The 24,645-nt window shown below is 46.1% G+C and carries 22 protein-coding genes; 16 read left to right on the top strand and 6 right to left on the bottom strand.

The features are described from left to right. Positions 1–584: 584 nt before the first annotated feature. From RIF36_RS16050 to RIF36_RS16105, 12 genes are all read left to right on the top strand, one after another. Positions 585–1,445, top strand: a complete 861-nt coding sequence (locus tag RIF36_RS16050) for a hypothetical protein (RefSeq protein ID WP_350120964.1) — start codon at positions 585–587, stop codon at positions 1,443–1,445. Between the two features lies 1 nt (position 1,446). Next, complete coding sequence (locus RIF36_RS16055; RefSeq protein WP_350120967.1) at positions 1,447–2,367, top strand: DNA-methyltransferase; 921 nt, start codon at positions 1,447–1,449, stop codon at positions 2,365–2,367. A 187-nt stretch (positions 2,368–2,554) separates the two neighbouring features. Continuing rightward, complete coding sequence (locus RIF36_RS16060; RefSeq protein ID WP_350120970.1) at positions 2,555–3,271, top strand: SGNH/GDSL hydrolase family protein; 717 nt, start codon at positions 2,555–2,557, stop codon at positions 3,269–3,271. 161 nt (positions 3,272–3,432) lie between these two features. Then, positions 3,433–3,831 carry an ACT domain-containing protein gene (locus RIF36_RS16065; protein WP_350120973.1) on the top strand — a complete coding sequence of 133 codons (399 nt, stop codon included), beginning with the start codon at positions 3,433–3,435 and terminating at the stop codon, positions 3,829–3,831. A 134-nt stretch (positions 3,832–3,965) separates the two neighbouring features. Next, positions 3,966–4,547, top strand: coding sequence for a Crp/Fnr family transcriptional regulator (locus RIF36_RS16070; RefSeq protein ID WP_350120976.1), 582 nt, complete (start codon positions 3,966–3,968; stop codon positions 4,545–4,547). A gap of 86 nt (positions 4,548–4,633) precedes the next feature. Beyond that, positions 4,634–5,134 (top strand): YybH family protein, encoded by a 501-nt coding sequence (locus tag RIF36_RS16075; RefSeq protein ID WP_350120979.1) that lies wholly within the window; start codon positions 4,634–4,636, stop codon positions 5,132–5,134. Continuing rightward, on the top strand, positions 5,131–6,108 hold the full coding sequence (locus RIF36_RS16080; RefSeq protein WP_350120982.1) for a zinc-binding alcohol dehydrogenase family protein: 978 nt from the start codon (positions 5,131–5,133) through the stop codon (positions 6,106–6,108). Before RIF36_RS16075 ends, RIF36_RS16080 begins: the two co-directional genes overlap by 4 nt. A gap of 374 nt (positions 6,109–6,482) precedes the next feature. Further along, complete coding sequence (locus RIF36_RS16085) at positions 6,483–7,058, top strand: helix-turn-helix domain-containing protein (protein ID WP_350120985.1); 576 nt, start codon at positions 6,483–6,485, stop codon at positions 7,056–7,058. Positions 7,059–7,131: 73 nt separating this feature from the next. Beyond that, entirely contained in the window at positions 7,132–7,965 is an 834-nt protein-coding gene (locus tag RIF36_RS16090; RefSeq protein WP_350120988.1) for an alpha/beta hydrolase, read from the top strand. Positions 7,966–8,590: 625 nt separating this feature from the next. Then, complete coding sequence (locus tag RIF36_RS16095; RefSeq protein WP_350120991.1) at positions 8,591–10,159, top strand: M81 family metallopeptidase; 1,569 nt, start codon at positions 8,591–8,593, stop codon at positions 10,157–10,159. Positions 10,160–10,195: 36 nt separating this feature from the next. Continuing rightward, the gene (locus RIF36_RS16100) at positions 10,196–11,137 is read left to right on the top strand and encodes a hypothetical protein (RefSeq protein WP_350120994.1); all 942 of its coding nucleotides are present in this window, start codon (positions 10,196–10,198) and stop codon (positions 11,135–11,137) included. A gap of 369 nt (positions 11,138–11,506) precedes the next feature. Then, on the top strand, positions 11,507–12,418 hold the full coding sequence (locus RIF36_RS16105) for a hypothetical protein (RefSeq protein ID WP_350120997.1): 912 nt from the start codon (positions 11,507–11,509) through the stop codon (positions 12,416–12,418). Positions 12,419–12,741: 323 nt separating this feature from the next. On the opposite strand, the gene RIF36_RS16110 is transcribed toward RIF36_RS16105, so the two are convergent. Beyond that, a complete protein-coding gene (locus RIF36_RS16110) occupies positions 12,742–16,248 on the bottom strand; it encodes a PKD domain-containing protein (RefSeq protein WP_350121000.1) in 3,507 nt (1,168 codons plus the stop codon). A gap of 260 nt (positions 16,249–16,508) precedes the next feature. On the opposite strand from RIF36_RS16110, the gene RIF36_RS16115 reads away from it, so the two are divergent. From RIF36_RS16115 to RIF36_RS16125, 3 genes are all read left to right on the top strand, one after another. Continuing rightward, a complete protein-coding gene (locus RIF36_RS16115) occupies positions 16,509–17,183 on the top strand; it encodes a M15 family metallopeptidase (RefSeq protein ID WP_350121003.1) in 675 nt (224 codons plus the stop codon). A gap of 266 nt (positions 17,184–17,449) precedes the next feature. Then, on the top strand, positions 17,450–17,707 hold the full coding sequence (locus RIF36_RS16120) for a hypothetical protein (protein WP_350121006.1): 258 nt from the start codon (positions 17,450–17,452) through the stop codon (positions 17,705–17,707). A gap of 173 nt (positions 17,708–17,880) precedes the next feature. Continuing rightward, positions 17,881–19,197 (top strand): hypothetical protein, encoded by a 1,317-nt coding sequence (locus RIF36_RS16125; protein WP_350121008.1) that lies wholly within the window; start codon positions 17,881–17,883, stop codon positions 19,195–19,197. A gap of 157 nt (positions 19,198–19,354) precedes the next feature. Here the strand turns inward: RIF36_RS16125 and RIF36_RS16130 are convergent, their stop codons facing one another. Beyond that, positions 19,355–20,035 (bottom strand): TVP38/TMEM64 family protein, encoded by a 681-nt coding sequence (locus tag RIF36_RS16130; RefSeq protein ID WP_350121011.1) that lies wholly within the window; start codon positions 20,033–20,035, stop codon positions 19,355–19,357. 70 nt (positions 20,036–20,105) lie between these two features. Between RIF36_RS16130 and RIF36_RS16135 the strand changes: the two genes are divergently transcribed. Next, positions 20,106–21,245 (top strand): cystathionine gamma-synthase, encoded by a 1,140-nt coding sequence (locus tag RIF36_RS16135; RefSeq protein ID WP_350121014.1) that lies wholly within the window; start codon positions 20,106–20,108, stop codon positions 21,243–21,245. A gap of 47 nt (positions 21,246–21,292) precedes the next feature. On the opposite strand, the gene RIF36_RS16140 is transcribed toward RIF36_RS16135, so the two are convergent. The 4 genes from RIF36_RS16140 to RIF36_RS16155 all read right to left on the bottom strand — a co-directional run bounded on the left by RIF36_RS16140 (position 21,293) and on the right by RIF36_RS16155 (position 24,612). Next, positions 21,293–21,850: a Uma2 family endonuclease gene (locus RIF36_RS16140; RefSeq protein WP_350121017.1), complete on the bottom strand. Its 558-nt coding sequence runs from the start codon at positions 21,848–21,850 to the stop codon at positions 21,293–21,295. Positions 21,851–21,939: 89 nt separating this feature from the next. Continuing rightward, positions 21,940–22,284, bottom strand: a complete 345-nt coding sequence (gene arsC / locus RIF36_RS16145; RefSeq protein ID WP_350068755.1) for an arsenate reductase (glutaredoxin) — start codon at positions 22,282–22,284, stop codon at positions 21,940–21,942. 7 nt (positions 22,285–22,291) lie between these two features. After that, entirely contained in the window at positions 22,292–22,828 is a 537-nt protein-coding gene (gene hslV / locus RIF36_RS16150) for an ATP-dependent protease subunit HslV (RefSeq protein WP_151999427.1), read from the bottom strand. 125 nt (positions 22,829–22,953) lie between these two features. Beyond that, on the bottom strand, positions 22,954–24,612 hold the full coding sequence (locus tag RIF36_RS16155) for a pyruvate dehydrogenase complex dihydrolipoamide acetyltransferase (protein ID WP_350121020.1): 1,659 nt from the start codon (positions 24,610–24,612) through the stop codon (positions 22,954–22,956). Positions 24,613–24,645 lie beyond the last annotated feature (33 nt).

Below are 24,645 nucleotides of genomic sequence, written 5' to 3' on the forward strand. Positions count from 1 at the left end.
CCACTAAAAAGATGACCCGGTTCGGTTAAAAGACGACACCGATCACCAAAAAGATGGCACAGTGCATGAAAAAGATGAGTGCTCTCACCAAAAAGATGACAGCGACCACCAAAGAGATGACCCAGCTCACCAAAAAGGTGACAGCTGCCACAAAAATCAGGGGGAGGGGGTATCTGGAAGGGGGGTACCCCCCTCTGCGAGGGGTGTATTGTACTTTTTCATGCGTCTGCGGTTTGCATAGCTTCTTTCAGTCTTAGTAAAACGAAGTGAGCTGAGGAAAAAGATGGATTGGGTTGGCTCGGAAGTGGCGGTACCTACCTCAAATTAAATAAGGAGTGTTCTTGAGGGTAAGTGGCGAAAATAATCAAGAGCCAAAAAAGATACTCCGTTTCCAAGACTGTTACATAGTTTTCTTTCGAGATAAAACGGAAAATAAAGTAACCAGCTTGAATCGACCCTGCTATATTTGGGGAACGAAACCTTTGAGAACAACTGGTTCCTATCTTAGGCACGATGAAAAAGAGTGTCTGTTTGGCAAATCAAAAAGGTACATCTTTTGATAAAAGCATTAAAAGAGAGGCGAAATGATACTTTGGAACAACGAAACTGAAATCCTTTTTTTTACAGAAGCATTGAAAAATTTTGCTTCACCGGAACAATTATTTTACAATCTGCAAGGCGGGTATTTCGCATACGTACCAAAGGGCGCAGACGCAGAAGGCCAGACATTGCAAAGCAGAAATTCTCTGATTGGACAGTTTACTGAAAAATGGAGCAAGACTTTATTTGAACCAATAGCAAACGAACTAGGACTTTATGCAGTTAACGGTGTGGTCTGCGATGAACTTGGACTCTCAAGACAATCAAATGCCGACCTTGCATTTTGTACAACAAATACAACTGTGCAAAAGCCTGAGAATGTAAAGCTACTTTTTGAAATTAAGATGAGTGTGATTTCAAACTACAAATATACCCACCCAAACGCCGTTGAGTATGTTGGGGACTATAAACAACACAAGGGAAACCCAGCTTTGCTCCGTTCTGACTCTATGCTGAAGGCTATTGGGAAATCCATAAACATTAGGGTTTCTGGTCATTCATCTACAAAGATTCCAGTAGTGGTATTGGGAAACAGTCCCATTACTGACAGCTACGTCAAAAAAGTGGATTTTTTAAGGACTTCAGGAGTAATACAAGGTTTTTGGTCACTGAATCCAAACCCAGCTAACTCTAACTATGTAAAAAACACGCCTAAATTAGGCTTCCAAACAATTTTGAACAGAGACCAACTTTTTGCGAATTGCAAAGAGCTTGTTACAACCGACATGAACTACTTCTCTTCAATGATTTCAAAATCCAAACTCGGGGAAATTATCACAATTGCAAATCAGGAAGCGGCAGACGTTGCTAAAGCAGAAAAATTTCTAACACTTATCCGAAGCTAAGATGAAAAAAATAAAAGGGACAGAAACAAGCGCTTTCGGAACAAACGGAAGAATTAGCCATGACAGCTCTAAGTTTTACAATTCCAAGCTTTACTCCGAGCTTGACGATGAAAAAGTATTCGACAAAAGTGATAATGATTTCCCTTCCGAGTTAGAAAATAAATTTATTGCTGGTTCTGCCGAGAATATGGAGGAATTACCTGATAATTCAGTCCACTTGATGATAACTTCTCCACCATATAATGTGTCAAAGGAGTATGATAAAGATTTGTCATTAAAAGAATATTTGCAACTACTTGAAAATGCATTTAGGGAAACATATAGAGTTCTTGTAAATGGCGGTCGGGCCTGCATAAATGTGGCTAACCTTGGAAGAAAACCTTATATACCACTATCCGACCACATCTCCAAAATGATGATAGATATTGGCTTTAATATGCGAGGCGAAGTTATTTGGAACAAGGCAGCCAGTGCAAGTCCTTCGACAGCCTGGGGAAGTTGGCAAAGTGCTGCAAATCCCACGCTAAGGGATATTCATGAGTATATTCTGATTTTTTCAAAAGGAAACTATAAAAGAGAAAAAGGCGAAAAAGAAAACTCCATAATAAAAGAACAGTTTATGGAGTGGACAAAATCGATATGGACAATGAATGCGGAAAGTGCAAGAAGAATTGGACACCCTGCTCCATTTCCAGAGGAGTTACCCTACAGGCTTATTCAGCTTTACTCCTTTAAAGACGATATAATTCTTGACCCGTTTATGGGTAGTGGAACGACAGCGGTGTCAGCGATAAAATCGGAAAGGAAATTTGTAGGTTATGACATTTCTCAAGAGTATGTTGGATTAGCGACGAAACGCCTCAAACCCCTATTAGAACAGACACTACTGAAATTTGCTGTGCCAAATGGAGATCATGAATGAACCCCAGCGCTTTCATTTGAGTACCGGCGGAAACGAGAATCAATGAGACAAGCAATTGTATCCCCCCGATGCAAGCGTCCTTAAATGTTGCACAACGCCCCAATCCTCTGCGCAACCTCCCTCATTTTTCTTACATTGAAGCCATATTAATGCCCTAGCTATGCGACAACCTAAAACACCTACCACCATGAAAAAGCATATCAATTATTGGGCACTGCTTCTGTTCCTCCTATCGGGTGGTGCCTTTGCCCAAAAAGGGCCGGACGCAGCAGCCATCAAAGCCTCAGCCAATTATGGCAAATCGGTGGCGGTGTTTGGTGGCTCGGTGTCGGTGATCCCTGAAAGCGACAGCGCCAAGGTGCAATGGGAAAGGCAGCTCGGCATGAAAATCACCAACTACGGCGTGCCGGGTGCAGGCTTTTCATCGCTGCAGGGCAAGTCGCTACAGCAGCAGGTAGATGAAGCCGGTGTGTTCGACATCTACATCCTCTGGGCCTCCACCAACGACTACACCAACAAGCGGGCAGTGGGCACCTACACCGACTACACCGAGTTTGACGGCTACGACAAGACAAAACTCACCACCCAGGCAGGCGGCATCAACTATTGCATCAAGAAGATCTACGAGCTGAATCCAAAGGCTACCATCTACTTTTTCACCTCCAGCAAAGCGTTCAACAACCGGGGCGCTTATGACCCGTTTTATCCAAAAGGCATGGTGGAGCATGTGAACATGCAAAAGACAATCTGCGAACTTCATGGCATTCCCGTTCTCGATCAGTTTACGCTTGGCGGCTACAATGTCTACAACAAGGACTTGTACTACGACGACCCCATCCACATGAATGTGCTGGGCTACAAAAAGCTGGGCGAGCTGCAGGTGGCGTTTCTGGCCTTTCCGTAGCAATTAAAGAGGTTACTCTCTGCTCCCATGCAAGGGTAACCTCTTTAATCGTTGTGCTACCGTACAAGAGTAACCTCTTTAATGGGACTGCTATCCCCCGTCACCAGCCACTAGTTACGCAACCGGGCGGTAGATAGTCTTTCAAAAACCTTAAAAATCACATGGCACCAACCGGAGAAACAGACTTGACGAAAATACTTAAGACCTTGAGGCCCGTGCTCAATAATGGTGAGTTTGTGTTTTGTGTAGTCAACAACTTTGCAGCCCTAAAGCCGGAAGACATAATCATGTCGTTTCGGGAAGAAGAAGGAAACACCATCATCATAAAAAAGAAACTGGCCGACCGTTTACATCTCCCGTATTCATTTGTGGCAAGCTGGATTACCCTGTCCGTTCATTCCTCCCTGGCGGCCGTTGGGTCAACCGCCGCCTTCTCAAACGCCCTTGCAGAGAAAGGAATCAGCTGCAATGTGGTGGCCGCCTTTTACCACGACCATATTTTTGTCGACAAAAAAGACACCGACAAGGCCATGGCTGCCCTTGCCGGGCTTTCAGAATAGCTGTTCTGCAAGAATGCTAGTTACCGCCTTGGCTGAACAAACCTGGTTTCTCAAAAATTGGCCGTAACTTAACTCCAAAACAAAAGAATCGGCGCAGATTCCTGCATGCAACGGCGGGGCGAATTCACTACTTCATGCAATACTCCTCACTCATCAGCTACCTAAACTCTTTCGTGACCCTCGCCCCGGAAGAGGCTAGCGAGCTTGAAAAAAGAGTGACCCATCGTGCCATCAAGAGGAGACAGTACATTCTTTCCGACGGTGAGGTTTGTAGGCACTACAACTTCATTGTGGAAGGGTGTTTCAAAATGTACAAGGTAGACGGCCATGGCAAAGAGCATAACCTTCATTTTGCTACCGAAAATCAATGGATTACAGACATTGCGAGCTTTCATGCAGAAACACCCAGCCAGTTGTACATAGAGGCGATGGAGCCTTCCATCATTTTTCAAATCAACAAAGAAGATTTGATTTACTTTTATGAAAGAAGCATCAAATTCAACCGGATTTTCAGGGTGATGATAGAAGACGAGTTTGTTCAGCTACAGCACCGCCTTCTTCAAACCATCAGCTCCCCGGCAGAAGAAAGATACCTGGAGTTTATGCGTCGCTATCCAGATCTCTTCAATCGAATTTCAAGTGTTCAAATAGCCTCCTACCTGGGCGTGACACCGGAGTTTCTAAGCACCATCCGGAAAAAGCTGGCCAACACTTAAACTATCTTAAGGTTTGTTCTTAAACTACCTTATAGGTGCGCATGAGGAAGTTTCCTGACCTTTGAATCGAACAAAATTCAAAAGCAATGAAGCGAATGATTCTTCCAGCGCTGGCCATTGTGGTAATGGCCTCCTGCGGTAAAACAGGCAATCAGGAAACAATCCAAACTCCCACAGAAAAAACAGACATCATGCAAAAAGAAGAGAAACAAAAAATTGAGGCTTTACTAATTCAGTACAAGAGGGCACTGAATACGGCTGACGCCACGTTGTCGGCAAGCCTGTACACCAGAGATGGCGTGTTTATGCCCACGGAAGCACCCTCAGCCATTGGCTCCGGCAATATCCTGAAAGCCTACGAATTCATATTTTCCCAGATCCAACTCAGTATTGAGTTCTATATTGATGAAATCGAGATAGAAAATGACCTGGCCTTTGCTACTACGAGTTCCAAAGGAACTACATTGATTCACGCCACTGGCGACACCATACCGGAAGCCAACAGAGAGCTATTTGTTTTTGAGAAAGCGAACGGGGAATGGAAGATAGCCAGGTATATGTTCAATAAAACAGCCCGTATGCAATGACTATGAAGGCAGCCGTAACCACTAGTCCGGGAAATCCGAACGTCATTCAAGTACAGGAAGTGCCCAAACCCGATGTGAAATCAGGTTGGGTGCTGATCAGGGTGAAAGCATTTGGTCTCAACAGGTCAGAGCTTTTCACCAGAAGGGGCGACTCTCCCGGTGTACAGTTCCCCAGAATTCAGGGCATTGAATGCGTTGGAGTGGTAGAACAAGACCCATCCAACACCTACGCAAAAGGACAGCAGGTGGCTGCCATCATGGGCGGCATGGGCAGGGCTTTCGATGGTGGATATGCCGAATGTGTCCTTGCACCGCTAGAGATCGTTGTTCCCTTCGTAAGCGACCTTCCCTGGGCAATCCTGGGTGCCATTCCTGAGATGTTCCAAACAGTGTCGGGCTCCCTCAATCAAGCCCTGGAGATTCAGCGGGGAGAAACGTTACTCATCCGGGGCGGCACCTCGTCCATTGGCATGCTGGCCTGCCAGTTAGCCAAAACAAAAGGGGTAACCGTGGTCGCCACCACCCGAAACCCAGATAAGCAGCAGGCACTGCTCAACAATGGAGCAGACCACGTGGTAATTGACAATGGAAGCCTGAAAGAGCGGGTGAGGGCTATCTATCCCGAGGGCGTTAACAAGGTGCTGGAGCTGGTCGGAACGAGTTCACTCAAAGATTCACTACAGTGCACAGCTAAAAAAGGCATGGTATGCATGACAGGCATTCTTGGTAACGAATGGACAATGAAGGATTTTACGCCCATGGGTGATATCCCCTCTCTCAGCAGACTTACAGTCTATATGGGTGAATCGGCAGACCTGCCCAAAGAACTATTGCAGGAGTTTGTAGAAGAAGTGAAGAAGGGTACTATCGACTTAAACATCGATCGCACCTTCCAACTCCATGAGGTGGCCGAGGCCCACCAATACATGGAAGACAATAAAGCCAGTGGCAAAATAGTAGTGGAGGTTAAATAAACCCAAACTGATCGTTCCTGGGTGTACTGCCTTCATCCCGCTGGGTGGCAGCTGCCATCCCGATTAAAGGGGTTACCCAATACCGAAGCACAAGCATCCCCTGGGCGGTAATTGAAGTAGCAACGAAACTATCAATTGTGAGTGCCCATTTTTTAGCGACTGCGGCAATCTGATCATTTCGAAGCCTGATCTCGGTAAACAGATTGCCATGGACACAACGACACGGGATCAGGGTAAGTCTGAGTGATAGAAGTAGAATATATGGATATGATGTGTGGGCAACCCCAACAAGTCAGATTTACCGAGTCACTTTGAACCATAACAAGGTAAGTAGTAAATTCGTCAATGGCTGCCAATTCTAACTTTGACCTATTTTGACAACTGGAGAACAAATTGTGGGAGCTCGAAAGAGCCAAGGATACTCTCAGGAAGAGCTATCCCATGTTTCCGGAATCTCTTTGCGAACGATTCAGCGAATTGAAAAGGGAGAAGTGAACCCAAGAGGATACACACTGAAAACGCTGGCTCAAAGTCTGAAGATAGAACTGAGTGACCTAACGACTCAGGATGTTTCAACCGACGATAAGGCGGCCAGCAAGATCCGTTCATTAAACACATTGGGCTTACTTGTTATATTGTTCCCGCTGGTCAGCGCCCTGATTCAGATCGTCTACTGGACTAAAAATAAGCACTTACTTTCCAGCCGACCAGCAAGCAGGAAGGTGCTTAGCTTCCAAATTCTGTGGATTGTTGTGGTACTCATCTTTTTTAGTCTGGTTCAGATCCTTACCTACTCTATTACCGGACAAAGTGTTTATGGCCATTTTCCGGTTCGTACCACAGGTTACCTCGTTCTACTTCTTGCAAACATCTCTGTCATTCTGTACACAGCCTCCAAACTGAACAGAAATTCGCCAGTATTGCTTTCGGGCGTGCCTTCATTGGTCTAATGACACCAAAATGGCACTGAAGTGTCGTAATCATTTGATCTTTTGTTGCAGTTATTGCACGAAAAAAAGACAAATGAAAAAAGCCCTTCTAACAATACTGATAACCATGATCGTAACGGCTGTATCAGCTTTTAAAATTTTCAAAACTATAGTGGAAATGGATGAGCCCCAGGCCGATAGGCAGGAGGAGATAGACTCCAGCATATTAGGAGAAGAACGTAAACTTCTGATTCATCTCCCCGCAGGGTATGACCCGTCTCAAAGCTATCCGGTCATGTATGTCCTGGATGGCTCATCTCAGGACTTCCGTGTCGCTGGCATTGCTGATATACTGGATCGAGCCAATACAGTCCCAAAAATGATCATTGTTGGGATTCCAAACACAAACAGAGACAGAGACTTAACTCCGCACTATATCCTTCAGGATACAGATGGGGAAATTTTTGGGAAAGGTGATCAGTTCTTGAGTTTTTTGACAAAAGAGGTGATTCCATTCATTGAATCTAAATACCCGACAAATCAATACCGAATGTTAGCGGGGCATTCGAGGGCAGGCCTTTTCGCCTACTATGCTTATTTAGAGCGACCAACGGTGTTCGGTGCCATTTTTTGCTTCAGCCCTGCTTTCTGGAGAGACGATATGATCATTCTAGACAAGGCCGCCACTTTCTATGCATCCACCGGCAGGGAGGCTCCGTTCATTTTCATGAGCCTTGGAACCGAAGAAAATGAAAAAATGAAGGAGGCTTATGATGCTATGACTTATTTCCTGGTGGGGAAAAAAGTAAAGAACTTGGTTCATACATATACCCCGGAAGCAAACCATGGGAACAACCTTTACTATTCTACCCCAATAGCGCTGAAGACTTGGGCCGAACAGATGCCCACAACTAGCTCCAGCCAGTAAGCGAATAGGCGCAATCACCGATGAGTTGGTGTTAGCGGGTGCAGTCCCATAGGGGCGACACATTGGTACCACCACAATCCTGCATTTCTGTCATAAGTTCTCACTTTATTTTTACTTATACTTATGACACACTTTTCTGAACAGTCTCTGCACAACCCACCCTGCGAGTCCCCATCGGGACGGCATATCGGTACACCAAAACATCTTCGCCGTACAACCTCCCAGTCCCATAGGGACGACATATCGGTAACGCCTCCTCACCACCCATCCTCCAAGTCCCGTAGGGACGGCATATCGGTACACCAACGCTTCTTCACCACCCAGCCTTCCACTCCCATCGGGACGGCATATCGGTACACCAAAACATCTTCGCCGTACAACCTCCCAGTCCCATAGGGACGACATGTCGGTAAAACGCCTCTTCACCACCCATCCTCCGAGTCCCGTAGGGACGGCATATCGGTACACCAACGCTTCTTCACCACCCAGCCTTCCACTCACATCAGGGCGGCACACCGGCTCTTACACCAATAAAAAGCCATACCTCACAATCCTGCTTTGCTTTAAAAGCAAGCCAGCTTACATTTGATTAGATTCACTTGAATATAGAACCGAACCAACCACAATGAAAAGAATAAGCCTCTACCTCCTCGCAGCCTCCCTCCTCGCCTCCTCCTGCACCCAGCAAAATAAACCGGACGGCACCAAAGCCCTTCCCCGCATCGCCATCGCCGGGCTTGCCATTGAGTCAAGCACCTTTTCCCCGGCGCTAACCGACGAGGCGATGTTTCGTGCCAGAGTAGGCGACGACGTTTTTTCTTTCTACTCGTTTCTCAACCCCGACTCTTCTCAAAGAAAACGAGCCAACTGGATTCCGACCCTCAGGGCCCATGCCATTCCCGGCGGTGCCGTCACAAGGGAAGCCTATGAGTCGTTGGTCGGCAAAACACTGTCCATGCTGAAGGACAGCCTGCCCTACGATGGCCTTTTCTTCGATATCCACGGTGCCATGAGCGTGGTCGGCCTCGACGACCCGGAGGGGGATTTTATCAAAAGAGTGCGTGACGTTGTGGGCTACGAAACGATCATCTCCACATCGATGGACCTCCATGGCAACGTATCTAAAACACTGGCTCAAAACAGCGATATCATCACCTGTTATCGGATGGCACCACATGAAGATTCGAGGGAGTCGGACAAACGGGCGGTAGAAAACCTGCTGGACAGGATTGAAAGCGGCAAAGGCAAACCAGCTTATAAAGCGTGGATACCGGTGCCCATTTTGTTGCCGGGTGAAAAAACCAGCACCAGGGTTGACCCGGGCAAAAGCCTGTATGCAAAAGTGGCTCCGGCTGCTGATCAGGAAGGCATTGTAGATGCCGCCATCTGGATTGGTTATGCCTGGGCCGATGAGCCCCGCAACCACGCCGTGGTGATGGTAACAGGCGACGACAAAGCAAAAGTCACCAGCACGGCTGAGTCTTTGGCCAATGCCTTCTGGGAAGTAAGAAATGAGTTTGAGTTCATTGCCCCCACCGCCACGCTGAAAGAAAGCCTCGACCTGGCCATTGCCAGCGACAAGCACCCTTTCATGATCAGCGACATGGGCGACAACCCTACAGCTGGTGGCGCCGGCGACGTCACCTGGACGCTGGCCCAAATACTCGCCCGGCCGGAGTTCAAATCGGCGGATGGCCCTTCTTTGATCTACGCCTCTATTCCCGGGCCTGAGTTTGTGGAGAAGGCAGTTGCGGCTGGTGTTGGCGGCAAGGTATCCGGCACCGCTGGGGCAGCGGTTGACGCTCGTTTTTCACCCCCTATTCAGCTCACCGGAACAGTAACGGCCATCGAAACGGGAGACGCCAGTGCTGAAACAGAAGTGGTTGTGAAAATTGGCAGCGTAAGCGTGATAGTGACTAAAAAGCGCAAGCCTTACCACCGGGAAAGCGACTTTACCAACCTGGGGCTCAATCCCCGTGAATCAGACATTGTAGTGGTGAAAATCGGCTATCTGGTGCCAGAGCTTTACGACATGCGTGCCGACTGGATCATGGCGACGACCCCAGGAGGCGTGGATCAGGCCCTCGAAAGGCTGGAGTTCAAGAGAATCAACAGGCCAATGTTCCCGTTCGATAAGGATATGGAAGCTCCTGATTTGAGTGCACAGTTGATTCCGCAGTCGGGGAGTAATTAAACCAGGCTAATACCTTAACGAAGACTGCCAAAAATTGTGTATTCGACAAATCCACTCAAAGTATGTTTAGTCATTTTATTTATCGGCACGTCGTGCAGATCCAGCTATCATTATTTTGATGCCTACGAAAAGACTGAATCGACGGTCATTTACCCGTTTCAGGTGATTTATGCAGACTCCGTGCAGATAGAAGGAAAAGCCAAGCCATTGAAGACCTACGATTTAATAAGATCATCAGAAAAAATTATTGTTCATGGAAAGCTTCTCCTGGCCCACTATAGTGGTGAGTTTTTAGCTTTCGAGGAAGATACTGTGGACATAGAGCAAATCAACCTCACCATAATTCCGAGAGAAATTGACGGTGGCATTGTTTACGGAGACGGCTTTGCTGGAGCGATTAACACTCCCGAAGTCAGACCAAATTTAAGTCACCTGTTCGAGAAATTTCCTCATCGCCGATCTCATCCCGTCACCGATATTGGATACCTGGAGTTCTCACACCCACACGGGAGTACAGTGGAGATAAATCGGAATCAGGAAATTTGCATCAGATGGTGGACGGGAAACAGGGATGCCAGTACCATGGATTTTTTTGTGCTACTCAAAAATATTTTTGACGAGACGATTGATTCCATTGCAGTACACGGTAACACCTATAAAGCAGCGTTTGGTAAATATGAAGGATTAAAAGAGGCCAGATTGATAATCTTAAGGGTCGGAAACATTGGAGAAGAAAAATCATGGACTAAAGACCTGGGAATAAGAATCGGAGCCAGAAACTCTTCTTTGACTGATGTTTGCGACATAGAAAGCCCAATAGAAGCTTTGAAAACAGCCTATTTCCTTGAATACCTGGGTGACCTCTATGGAGCCAGAGAGATGTATTCAAAAGCCTCTGCTTTTCAGAATCACCATATTTATGATTCGCTGTTAACAAACTTCGAACAGCGATACGCCACATATTTTAATCTGAAATAAGGCCGTTTTGATGGGGTAATGCTGCAATATGGCTTTTCAAAAAAACGCTAGCCGTCAGTGATAGCGTTCAACCATGTCATCACAGTAAACCCACCCTCGCATGGTGGTCGTCTCCCAGTCAAAATCTCTCCAAAGCCTCCTCATTAAATCAATGTCTTCTATTCATTCCGGTAGTTTTTTCGGATATTCACGTAAATCATCATTTCTACCCAAGCTCAAGATTGCAATCCCAAAGTCTTTGTCCGCTTGGCTGAGCTACTTTAACCTGTGATATCTCTTTTTTAGTCGTACACGACTACAGGGGTCTTTGGCTGGCAGGTTGTGAAATAATGCTAGTAGTAGATTATACCTTCTCTCAAATATTAGACAATGATTTTTTCACGTTTCAGAGTAATAATTTTTGTATTGACCCTTTTTTCTTGTAGCCCCAAAACGCACATCACAGGCTATGTGGAAAAGTCAAAATCAACCGTACTGCATCCTTTTGAAGTGATCTATGCCGATGGCGCCTATTCCCTTGCCGGCAACGAGCCCCTTAAAACTTATGATTTTCTCAACTGGGATGATACAGTGCAGCTTAAAGGCGGCACCTTGCTGCTTGCCCACTACTCTGGTAGCTTCTTCGAGTTCCAGGGCGACACGACAATCAACATCGAGCCATTCAATTTAAAAGCAGGTTACGAAAAGCCCGGTTACCACTTTGACAACCATGACGGTGTTTCTGGCGACAGCAGGCCCACACTCCGGCATTTGTTTGAAACTGATCAGCACCACGAAATATACGATGCCAACGTACCTTACCTTCAATTTTCACATCCACAACCGTTTAATTTAAAAGTCGGCCCGGCGCAGGAGGTGTGTTTGAGGTGGTGGACCCGAAATCCGAACAGCCAGTCCAACGAATACCAGCTAAGCATTCTGAATGAAGCCAATGAGTTGCTGGGCACCAAAATGGTAACAGGCAATACCTACAAACTGAACGTCCGGCAGTACGCCAAAAGCGGCGAGTCTAATCGCTTCCAATTAACTGTTCGTGAAATGGGTGAAGGGCTTAAGTCGGCGAACAGCATGACGATCATCATCGACAAACCCAACCGGGCGCTGGTTGATGTTTGTGACATAAAAACCGCCATTACCGCATTGGAAACCGCCTATCATCTCGAGTACCAGGGAGATACATATGGTGCGCTTAGTATGCATGAGCTCGCAGCAAGCCTTTCTGATCAATCCATTTACAACGAATTGTTGGTGAATTTCAGGAACAGATATGGGCTTGAGTAAAGAGTACAAGTTTGCCTTTTTTCTATATACCGACTTTCAATTGGTGTACCAACTCCAGATTTATCAGCCTCGCTGACACGGTTCTGGGTGGCGCTAATTAAGGTGAGTTTTGCACCAAAGTCCTGTTCATAGGTGTGGTTAATCGTTCGGTTCCCGGACGCTTTGAGTTGTGCACAACGGCACAGCAATAGTCACTTCCAAAACGCTCCTCATTTTCCGAAAGCACCAAATCATCAACTTTTTCCCACTGATTGATAACAGATTACAATGCCAAATATCCCTTTAACTACAAGCCAGGTAGGGATAGCGCATCTGTATGCTTGTTATTCTACAATAATTCTGTTCGACACCGTACCTGACTCTAACAATATCTGCAAAAGGTAGACCCCACTTGGCAAACCATTAGCGCTTAACACCAATGTTTTTCTAGGATTTAGGTGCTCGGATTTAACTTTTGAGCCATCCAATCGAATCAAGTTATACCCAAGTATGAGATAGTTCTCAGACTTTATTTCAAACCGACCTTGAGACGGGTTTGGGTATATCGAAATGGCTTTTCCGTCCTCCCTGACCCCAGTTGCCTCCTCCACTACAATTAATTTTGTAACTCTACTGAGATTCTGCAAACTATCCATGACTGTCAGGCTCACTTCAAACTCTCCCAATTCCTCCCACGTAACGGCAACTGTTTCCTCATCAGATGCAGCAAGGGTTACTCCATCTATTTGCCAATTCCATCCTATTACATTTCCGATGGAAGCGTCCTCAATAGTGACTACATTTCCAACTGGCACTGGGTCAGCATCAATTTTAAAGTCGGCCTCCAGTCCTGACCCACTTTCAATCTGTATAAAATCCTGAACAAAGTACTCCTTTGAACCTTTAGGGGTTTCCACAATAAGGCCTACATCAAAAGTTCCCGAAAGGCTATAGATAACATGCGGATTAGTATCGCTAGAAGTGGCTGGAGTCCCCCCCTCAAAAAACCACTGCCTTGAATAACCTTCAGGCTGATTGTCATCAAAGGACACCGGAGACTGTGTTACTGTATTGCTTGTATTTGCATTTATCTCTATCGGTGTGGTTATTGAAACAATCGAGTCGTAGGTTACTGTAAACTCATCGCCATTCGCATCTGTAGCTGTCAAAGAAACAGCATACTTCCCGTCTTCATAATAGCTAATACTCGGCTTCTCTTCGGTTGACTCTTCCGGATATCCTCCCTCAAACTCCCACTGCCAGCCTACTGGCTCGAAATTTGAAGAGTCCGCAAATTGGATTTCACTGCCTGCTGGATAGTCGTCCATTGCAAATCCAAACTCAGCATAAAGATCCTCGCTTAGTTTTCCAGCCGCTGTAGCGGTTGGAATGTAGACGTATACATAATCTTTTTTTGTATAGTCTGAATATACTCCCCCCAAGCGATAATGATATCTTAATTTATACTCGTAGTAGCCCCGATTGGCTACGTTTAGTTCTATTTTCTCGCCTTTGTCAAAGTAATGCTCTTGCCATTCTTCGTCATGAGCATTTTTAAAGAGTAGCTCAACCCCCAAATACTTATCAAAAGACCGAAAATCACTATATTCAATTTCAATTTTCCCTGTCTTGTCACTAGAAGGTCGGCCAAGTATTGGAACCGGCGCATAGCTTTCGAGCAACGCCGGTTCCGAATAAAGTGAGTACACATTCTCGTCGCACTTAGTCCGTACTATAAACTCATAAACTTTCTTCGGCTCAAGATTCTTGATTATTCCAGCTCCTCTGGCAAGTAGCTGGAATACTTTCACCTCCAGTATCTCCCACTCTGTTGTTCCCAGTGGTCGGTATTGTAGCTCATAATTTTCATAATAGATATCCGGACTCAAATTGATAGCACCTTCTACGATGTAATTAAGCTTTCCCCTTTCTTTGATCGCTCCGTGATATACAAAACCCATATTAATGCCAGTGTTTATATCATCGACAACTCCCAAAAACCCCAGGTTATTAAACCCTCCTCCTGAAGTAACTTTTGGAGGAACAGGGCACTCGGACGATAGGCGAGGCAGAACAGTAATGTAGGCGTCAAAAGTTTCCGTTTTGGTACTATTGTCCTCAAACGTCACACTGACTGTTACGGAATAAGTACCCTCGGTCTCGTAGGTAATCACCGGCTTTTGCTCCTGAGAAGTGGCCGGAGTACCGCCTTCGAAGGCCCACTCCCAGCTAACTATTTCGCCAAGAGTATTATCAGAGAATTGAATTGAACTTCCCTCAGCTGGGTTGCTTTCAGCTACGCTGATGTTTATCCCGAAAGCAAAGTCATACAAAGGGATAACATACAGAGGTTGAAGCGCCAAAGGCCCCTGATCATATTCCTGGAAATAAAACTTATCATCAAAAAAGTGAAGATTCACCGTAAAAACCCGCAGATACCAGTGAAGGCTACGGTCAAGGTTTTGGTTAAGCTCATAAATGCCGACAATATTAATTGGCTCATCGTCAGTAGATTCTTCCTCGGGCCACAGCCCTGAAACGTATATCTTTTCACCGTCTGAAGTGAGCCCTTTGTTAGTCGTCTTTACTTTAAGTTCTCTCCAGCCATTTACATCATACTTCCACAAAGCTCCCAGGTTTTCACTTATCCCAGATTCGTATTCCGAATTGCCAAGAAAATAAAGTCCGTCATCATTGTTGTCAAAATGCACGAACTCCATTTCTATCTCTCCGCCGTTGCCATCATCGGGAAAAGCTATTAACTCCATAGTTCCGTCGCTTTCAATTTTGTAAAGAGACTCATCAACAAAATAAGTTGAGCCATTGTATATCCTGAAATCGGCAAACTCCTCGTCATAAATACCTGATATGACAGCATCGACAGACTTAGAGAAAACCTCCTCCTTCACAATAATATCGCCATCCTCACTAATAAGGTATATAACATCCCTAACAACGTTATTTTCCCTTACACTCAACTCTATGGCCACAATCATTTTTCCGTTACTAAGAAACCCCTCGAAGTCACCTTCTACATCATCTTCATCAAAGGTATGTAAGGTGTTGATACTTCCTTCCTGTAATAGATTCACATACCCCTGAGTGGGTTGGTCGTAGTCCGAAGCGTCGGATGGCCTGCTTTCAAGCTTTAAAAAAAAGATTTTATCCTCAAATACTGCAAAGTCAGAAATGATATTGAAATCTCTGTCCTCAGCGCCATTTACATAAGGCGCATTCACATAGTCCTCTGTAAGATTGACCATTGAACCATCTTCAACGCTCACCTCAACGATATGCTGTAAATGAATTATACTGGATTCCTCTGAAGTCATTTCCAGCAGACAGTAAATCTTTCCGTTTTCAGGCGAGGTCAGTGCCTTTATATCCAAACTTTCGAAACTATCAACAAGGTCACTACTTACAAACTGGCTAAAGTCCTGAAGAATCTCTATCGTTTTGTTGTTAACATCAATCTTTATAAGAACAATATTTCCATCCTTACGTCCTTCAACTACGACGACTGTCCCGTCTTTTATTTTTCTTATTGCTTTTTTATTTAATGCGATCTCATGAAACGAACTAGTAGAAATTAAACCAACAACTCCTGCCGGATCCGGGAACAACGCTGGCTCAACACCTTTTTCTAACAAAAAAAGAGCTTTACCAGGCCCGTCAAGAAAAACAAGCTGAACATCTGGTTCTTCCAATTCAAAATACATTCTAAACGAATTCTCACCGAATTGTTCTACAATCTCTCTTCCATCTCTTTCTTCTAGTTGAGCATGAAGAGTAAAGCTTGAAGCCATTAAAAAAAAAAGAAAGGCGGTGCGGTGATGATGGGATCGGTTCATTAGACGGCGTTCAAGAAAAAATCTACTAAAAAGCAATAAAGCTGAATCACCTTTATCGTCAAAATGTTGCCGGAGTTAAGTACCATTCAAAAGCTTAGTTTCTAACGAACGGTTAAATACCTATCTAAATGGAATCAGATTATAAAAAAGCGACCTATAGGAGTAGTTTATCTATTTTAATCTCTTTGGGTCGAATTCTCCAAAGTTTGCCATTAGGGTCATTCACTTTCTTCTCAATCAATTTGCTATCTTTATTTTCGATGAAAAAATTGATACTGATCCTCTTTTGCTTTCTATCCACGATATCCTTCGCCCAGGAAGCCGACCTCTCCCACCCTTCTCCCAAAAATCCTCCGAATGAAAAGGGCGATTTTAAAAAGACTGACCTGGTGGAGCTTGTTTCGCTGGATCCCAGCATCAAACTCGACATCCGATACGCCACCGACAACAACCTCGTAGGCCGACCGGTTTACACCCAGGCCAGGGCCTTTCTACAGCGACCAGCGGCAGAGGCACTTGCTAAGATAAATGCCTCATTGAAGGAAAAAGGCTTCGGACTGTTGGTATTCGATGGCTACCGTCCATGGAGTGTGACGAAAATATTTTGGGACATCACTCCAGTGGAAGACCGCATCTTCGTAGCCGACCCCAATCTGGGCTCCCGACACAACCGGGGCTGCGCAGTTGACCTGACCCTGTATGACCTTGCCACAGGAGAAGAGATAGAAATGACGGGAGTGTATGATGAAATGACAGAGCGCTCTTACCCCAACTACGCTGGTGGCACTGAAAAGCAGCGCCAAATGAGAGACCTGCTGCGCTCAGCTATGGAAGCAGAGGGCTTTACAGTGTATGAATACGAGTGGTGGCATTTCGATTTCAACGACTGGCGCAGCTATCGGATCACCAATGTGCCGTTCGAAAAGCTAAAGTAAGCATAGCATAGGGGATACCGGCGGCACTGGCTTTACCGCTGACACATACTGTGGCCTGGCCTACCATTGATATTTGCGCCTTATAACATATTCCCGTCATCCTTTGTGCTTTTAAGTTTCGAACAACTAATTTTACACTGTTGTTTCTATACCATCGAAGTGGCTCAGAACAAACGGATTCAATAACTGCCAATCAATTATTAAAGAAACATTTCCTCATCGTGGTTTCTTTGTTCCTGCTGTTATCAACTACGGAATTTCTGTGGATGGAAAACTTGTCTGGAAAAGAAGATTTGTTCGAGGTAGAGTCTGAGTTGGTCAATCAACTTGAGGAAAAGTCAAATGTCTCTTTGCTCAAACTTAAGCTCTTCGACATGGGCGGAGCCAGTACCGCTAGTACACTGCCACCATTCAATTTTGATATTCCCTTTTCTGTTCTGTCAGAACATGCTACAGAATCGGTCCAGGTCGCTCCCAATCAAAGGCTTTACCTTCTCTACTGCCAGCTAAGGCATCACTGCTAATCCTCAAGGCCGCTTTGAATTGCATCGGATACACCTGCCAGTGAGGCAACGCATATCCGAATTACTCTTCTACCCCACTACTCACCGTACGGGTATCGACAAGCCAGCCGCACCCACAAATACCGTTTACTTTCACTTATTGACCATCACTCTAGTAATTATCATTCAGGAATATGAAAATCCTCAAAGTTTATAGCAGCACCCTACTCATCATTTTAGGTACTTTAAGTTTATCGGCGCAAAATCAGCCCGTGTTCTCCAACAACCAGTTGAAGTTCAATATGAATGAAGATGGAAGCCACTACATCCAAATGACTGGCCTGCTGCAAACCTGGTTCAGGGGTACGCAAATGAACCCTGGCACAACCATCAGCGGTTATTCAAAGGACAGCTACACCGACCTGAGCATCAGAAGGCTTCGCTTTCAAACTTATGGCCAGCTCACCGACAGGGTATTTTTCTACGCTCAATTTGGGCAGAACAATTTCAACTTTCACTCCAACAAGTACGAAGGAGCATTTTTCCACGATGCGATTGGTGAGTTCGCCGTTGTCAAACAGAAACTCTCAATCGGTGGTGGCTTAACAGGATGGAGCGGGCTGGCTCGTTATGCCTCTCCAAGTGTGGCTTCCATTTTGACGTTAGACGCTCCGCTCTACCAGCAGGCTACCAACGGTGTCAATGACCAGTTTCTGCGCAAGCTTAGCCTGTACGCCAAAGGACAGCTAGGAAAATTAGATTATCGTATAGCCCTGTCGCAGCCCATGACAGTTACCGGGGCTACCTCAGCACCCACAGGCACTCGGTTTACTTTTTCAAATGAGCCTCCAAAAAAACAACTACAAGGATATGTCAAGTACATGTTTCTCGATAGCGAAAGTAACCTAACGCCCTACTCGGCAGGCTCCTATCTGGGCAACAAAAGCGTTTTCAATATAGGAGCGGGTGTTATTTTCCAGAAAGATGCCATGTGGGCCCTCAATGGTACCGGCGAAACAGTTCACAGCAATATGGCACTATATGGCCTCGACGTTTACTACGACAAACCAATATCTGAAACAGCCGCCATCACAGCCTATGCAGCCCTTACCAACTATGACTTTGGAAGCGGCTACATCAGAAACATAGGCGTAAACAATCCGGCCACGGGCTTAAACGCCCCTAATCCGGGCGGCGCAGGCAACGCCTTTCCGATGGTTGGCACCGGCAACACGGTGTACGCTCAACTGGGGTACCTCTTTGGTCAGAATATGGTCACAGAAGGCGGGAAACTGCAGCCTTTCGTAGCTGTTCAGCTTTCCAATTACGGCTACACCGCCGACAATGTCAGCATGTTGGAACTGGGCGGCAATTACTTTATTCACGGTTCGCATAACAACAAAATAAGTGCTGTGTATCAAAGCAGATCAGTATTTGCGGCACAGGGAGGAGAAATCGTAAAAGACGGCAGCAAAGGCATGTTTGTCTTACAATATCAGGTGAGCTTTTAGCATGACTCACTCAATGATAGTTGGAACAATTTAGGTTAGTTCGGTGCAATGAAGAACCATAGGTAGGTTACTTGATTGTCTTATTTTTCAGTTTACAGTTTACAGTCTGATGAGCGGCGGGCCTTTGGTCCGCCGTTGATTTTTCATAGCTGGCCGGTTAGACTCCGTCCTTGCTTTGAGCACTATTGATTGAACGCTTAAAAACCCACCCCAACCCCAGGAAACTTACCACAAGTAAGCCGATCCATAACAGCGAGAACAGGCTCCCAGTAGCCAAAGCCTCCATTTGCATTCCGATAGCGACAGCCATCACCGTTCGGGGAAGCATACCAATTAACCCGCCCACCAAAAAGGGTTTTATCCGTATGCCTGTGTAGCCAAGTACTACGTTCATGATAGCAAATGGCAGCACTGGCGAAATACGGCACATAATAACCAGCAAAAGGTCGTTCTTCTTCAAGCCATCCAGCAAAGCGGTTGAACGTGGGTAAGCATCAAAAACGGCCTGAACGGCTTTGGCTCCGATTAACTGCGACATGGTATAACCAAGTAGAGACGCCAGCATATAAGCAGGCACAAGCAACCACAAGCTTTCGAAGCCCAGAAAGTAGCCGCTAAGTGCTGCTACAAACGTGGTGGGAGTAAAAGCAAAGGCCATGGTAAAAACAGTCAGCAAAAAGAACCAAGCCCACTCCAGCTGTGTTAGGCCAGTGAGCCATTCAGCATGCTGCCAGCTTTGGTAACCTGTGATGGTGCTAAAAATAAGTGGCATGGCCGCCATCCAAAGAATAAGCACCAGAGAAGCGGGACTGCGGCGAATGATTTCTCGTACAAGCATTTGAAAGAAGCTGACTAAACCTAACTTTGCGGCACAAGTAACCACATAATACCCAAATAATTCACTTTATATGCAATTCGGAACCAAAGCTATTCACGCCGGCGCAGAGCCAGACCCCTCCACAGGAGCCATTATGACTCCTATCTATCAAACCTCCACTTACGTGCAGGAAGCACCGGGAAAAAACAAGGGGTATGAGTACGCCCGCTCTCAGAACCCCACCCGTGAGGCGTTGGAGACAGCCCTTGCAGCGCTGGAAAATGGCAAATTTGGTCTATGCTTCAGCAGCGGAGTTGCCGCCACCGACGCCGTTATCAAGCTGCTGGCCCCCGGCGATGAGGTGATAGCTGCCAGCGATATGTATGGCGGTACCTACAGGCTGTTTACCAAGGTTTTTGAAAAATTTGGCATCAAGTTTCACTTTGTTGACATGCAGGATGCTGCCAATATCAGCAAATACATCAATGCCAACACAAAGCTGATATGGTTAGAAACGCCTACCAATCCACTGATGAATATCGTGGACATTCAAGCCGTGGCCAACCTGGCCAAAGGTAAAAACATCATCGTGTGCGTGGACAACACCTTTGCTTCTCCGTACCTCCAAAACCCGCTTGACATGGGAGCCGATATTGTGATGCACTCTGCCACCAAATACCTCGGAGGCCACAGCGATGTGATCCACGGCTGCCTGGTCATGAACGACAAGGATCTGAAAGACAAGCTCTACTTTATACAAAAGAGCTGTGGTGCGGTTCCCGGCCCTCAGGATTGCTTCCTGGTGCTGCGTGGCATCAAAACGCTGCACGTACGCATGGAACGCCACAGCGAAAACGGAGAGAAGATTGCACATTTCCTGAAGAACCACCCAAAAGTGGGGAAAGTATACTGGCCGGGTTTTGAAGACCACCCTGGTCACGCCATTGCCAAAAAACAAATGCGCAGCTTTGGAGGGATGATCTCCTTTACCTTAAAAGACGAAACAATAGCGGCAGCTAACAAAGTGCTGAGCTCCACTAAACTTTTCTCGCTAGCAGAAAGCCTTGGTGGTGTAGAATCGCTGATCAATCACCCGGCCAGCATGACACATGCGTCTATTCCCCGTGAAGAACGGATCAAGAACGGACTAAGTGATTCGTTGATAAGACTGAGCGTAGGTATTGAAGGTGCAGATGACCTGATCGAAGATTTGAAAAAGGCGATTGGATAAAAAGAAGAGAACTGTCGATAGTTGACTATCAATTATCGACAGTTGTTTTAGCTCCAGATATCTTCAAGATTGAACTTAAGCATCGGAATCACCCGACTGGAAACAATGCCGCTTTGCCAAAGAAAAAAGGATGGCTTATCGACGACATCCAGATCCTCCGAAAACACTTCCAACGTTTGATTAGCAGGATCGACGATCCAGTATTCCTTCACTCCCATTTTTAGGTAAGCCTTCTTCTTAGTATACCTGTCAACATAGCTATTTGAAGGAGAAATTATTTCAACAATCAAATTTGGTGCCTTTTCGACACCCTTCTTTGTGATAGCATTGGCGTTTGATTCTGCTATATAGATCAGATCCGGTTGAAAAACATTCCTATCATCTACATACAAATCGATGGGTGAAAAAAAGACCTCTCCTGTGCCGACAGCAAAGCTGTCCAATATCTTGAACAACCTGCGAACGACACGTTGATGTTCTGGTGTTGGGGCGGGGCTCATAAATAATTCTCCATCGATTAACTGGCAAGGCGTAGCACTTTCACCCAGTAGCTGATAGTCACTGGCAGTCCACTCTTTAGTACTGTTGATTACTAAACCCTCCATAATCGTGCTTTTCAAGCAACTATAAATATATCATTTATAACAACCAATAAAAACCAGTGAAGTGGGCAGCCCTTTAATCCTGAAAACGCCTAACTCAAAATCTTCTCCATCTCTTCCTCTCCCCTGCCTATCACGGCCACACCATCTCTTACGATGATCGGGCGTTCGATAAGAATGGGGTCGTTGACCATAGCGGTGATCCACTGCGCACTTGTCAGCGTCTTGCCTTCATACTTCTCCTTGAACACAGGCTCTTTCTTTCTTACCAAATCTTCGGCTTTGATGCCCAGCTTTTCTACCAGGCTTTTCAGTTCCACTTTAGATGGGCAATTCTGGAGGTATTCCACAATCCTTACCTCTCCTCCTCTTTCGTGCAATATTTTCAGCGCCTCCCGACTGGCGCCACATCTCGGGTTATGGTATATGGTATACATGTGTCTTCTATAATTTCTCTACTATCAAATTGTGGTTGGTGTAAATGCAGATGTCAGCTGCAATATTGAGCGCCTCTCTCACTATCTCTTCGGCTGTCAATTGTGGTGCGTGCTTCTTGAGAGCAATAGCAGCCGCCTGAGCGTACATGCTACCCGAGCCTATGGCTGCCACTCCGTTTTCCGGCTCCAGCACGTCGCCAGTGCCTGACACAACAAGGATTTCCTCTTTGCTGGCAGTGATCAGCATAGCCTCCAGTTTCCTGAGGTACCTGTCAGTTCGCCAGTCTTTAGCCAGTTCAATAGCACCCCGCTTCATATTGCCTCCATAAGCATTCAGCTTCTCCTCAAACCTATCGAGCAACGAAAAGGCATCGGCAGTGGAGCCCGCAAAGCCGGTTACCACTTTGCCGTCAAGCAATTTTCTGATCTTCTTCACATTGTTTTTCGCCACGGTGTTACCCATGGTGGCTTGCCCGTCGGCTCCTATTGCAATTTCCCCGTTATGCTGAACCGCCAGAACGGTCGTTGATCTGATTTTTTCCATTGCGTGTATGATAAAGAGAAACCGCTTTTTAGATGTGTTTAGTTTCCCTGATTGGTACAATAACCAAAAAAGCCAGCAAGTATGATACCTGCTGGCTTCGATGTGTCAAAAAGACAGTGTTTTATTTAAACCAACAGCTTGATCGGATCTTCAAGGAACTTCTTCAGGGTCTGCAGGAAGGCAGCACCCATGGCTCCATCCACTGCTCTGTGATCGCAAGTCAACGTCACTTTCATAATATTTCCTGGCACAAGCTGACCATTTTTCACCACGGCAGTCTCCTTAATGCCGCCTACTGCCAGTATACACGACGCCGGGGCATTCAAAATAGCAGTGAACTCATCTACACCGAACATACCAAGGTTGGAAATACTAAAGGTAGCTCCCTCCCAATCGGTAGGTTGAAGCTTCTTAGCTTTAGCCTTTTGCCCGAATTCCTTTATTTCAGCCGAAATATGCGACAATGACTTATTGTCTGCAAAACGAACAACAGGCATCAGCAGTCCATCCGGTGGGATTGCCATCGCCACAGCCACGTGGATGTGTTTGTTCATCCGTATTTTATCACCTCTCCACGACACGTTTACATCGGGGTGCAATCTCAAAGCCGCCGCTACTGCTTTGACCACCATGTCATTAAATGATATCTTCACCGGCGATATGTCGTTCAGGCTTGTTCTGGCTTCAATCGCCTTGTCCATGTTAATTTCCATGGTCACATAGAAGTGCGGAGCCGTAAATTTGCTGTCAGACACCCCTTTGGCGATAACCTTACGCATTTGCGTTACCGGCACGTCTTCGAAGCTTTCTTCACCCACTATCGATGGCAATACCACTTTGGGTGCCTCCTTGCCTGGTGCAGCAGCCGGAGCTGATGGTTGCGCCGAAGGACTAAAGCTTTCTACGTCTTTTCTCACAATTCTGCCGCCATCGCCCGAGCCAGCAATCTGACGAATATCGTATCCTTTATCCTCAGCCATTTTTTTGGCCAGAGGAGAAATTTTTATTCTTCCATTGTCAGACGAATGATCTGCCGTGGCCGCCTGGCTTGGAGCCGCTGGTGCACTTGAAGTACTTGCAGGAGCACTTGCTGCCTGGGGAGCACTTTCCTCAGCCGGAGCCGAACCAGCGCCCGCTTCATGTGCCTTCAGCAATGTTTTGTAATCAGCACCTTTCTCTCCAATAATAGCAATAACACCATCCACTGGCACAGAACTACCGGCTTCTACGCCGATATAAAGCAAGGTACCATCTTCATAAGACTCCAGTTCCATCGTAGCCTTGTCAGTTTCCACTTCGGCAATGATGTCTCCTGCCTTCACAGTGTCTCCTACTTTGCTCAACCATGAGGCAATAACTCCCTCCGTCATGGTGTCGCTCATTTTTGGCATTGTTACCACCGTTGCCTTAATGCCTGAAGTATCAATTTTTTCTGCGGGTGCGCTGGCAGCTGGTGCCGGGGCAGCACTCTCTGCTGCCTTTTCAGAAGCCCCGTTGCCTGCTCCTCCACTCTTCACATCTTTCAGCAACCCGTCAATATTCTCTCCCTTCTTGCCTATGATAGCAATGATTCCGTCTACAGGGGCGGCTTCTTTTTCCTTTACACCAATATAAAGGAGAGTGCCATCCTCATACGATTCCAGCTCCATTGTTGCCTTGTCGGTTTCTACTTCGGCGAGTATATCACCAGATTTTACTGTATCCCCCACTTTCTTCAGCCATGAAGCGATAACACCCTCTTCCATGGTGTCACTCATTTTTGGCATTCTGATTACTTCAGCCATTCGTTGTCCTTATTTATATCAAAAATAGCGTTA

It is taken from the genome of Imperialibacter sp., from assembly GCF_040222815.1.
In the GTDB taxonomy this organism is placed as follows: Bacteria; Bacteroidota; Bacteroidia; order Cytophagales; family Cyclobacteriaceae; genus Imperialibacter.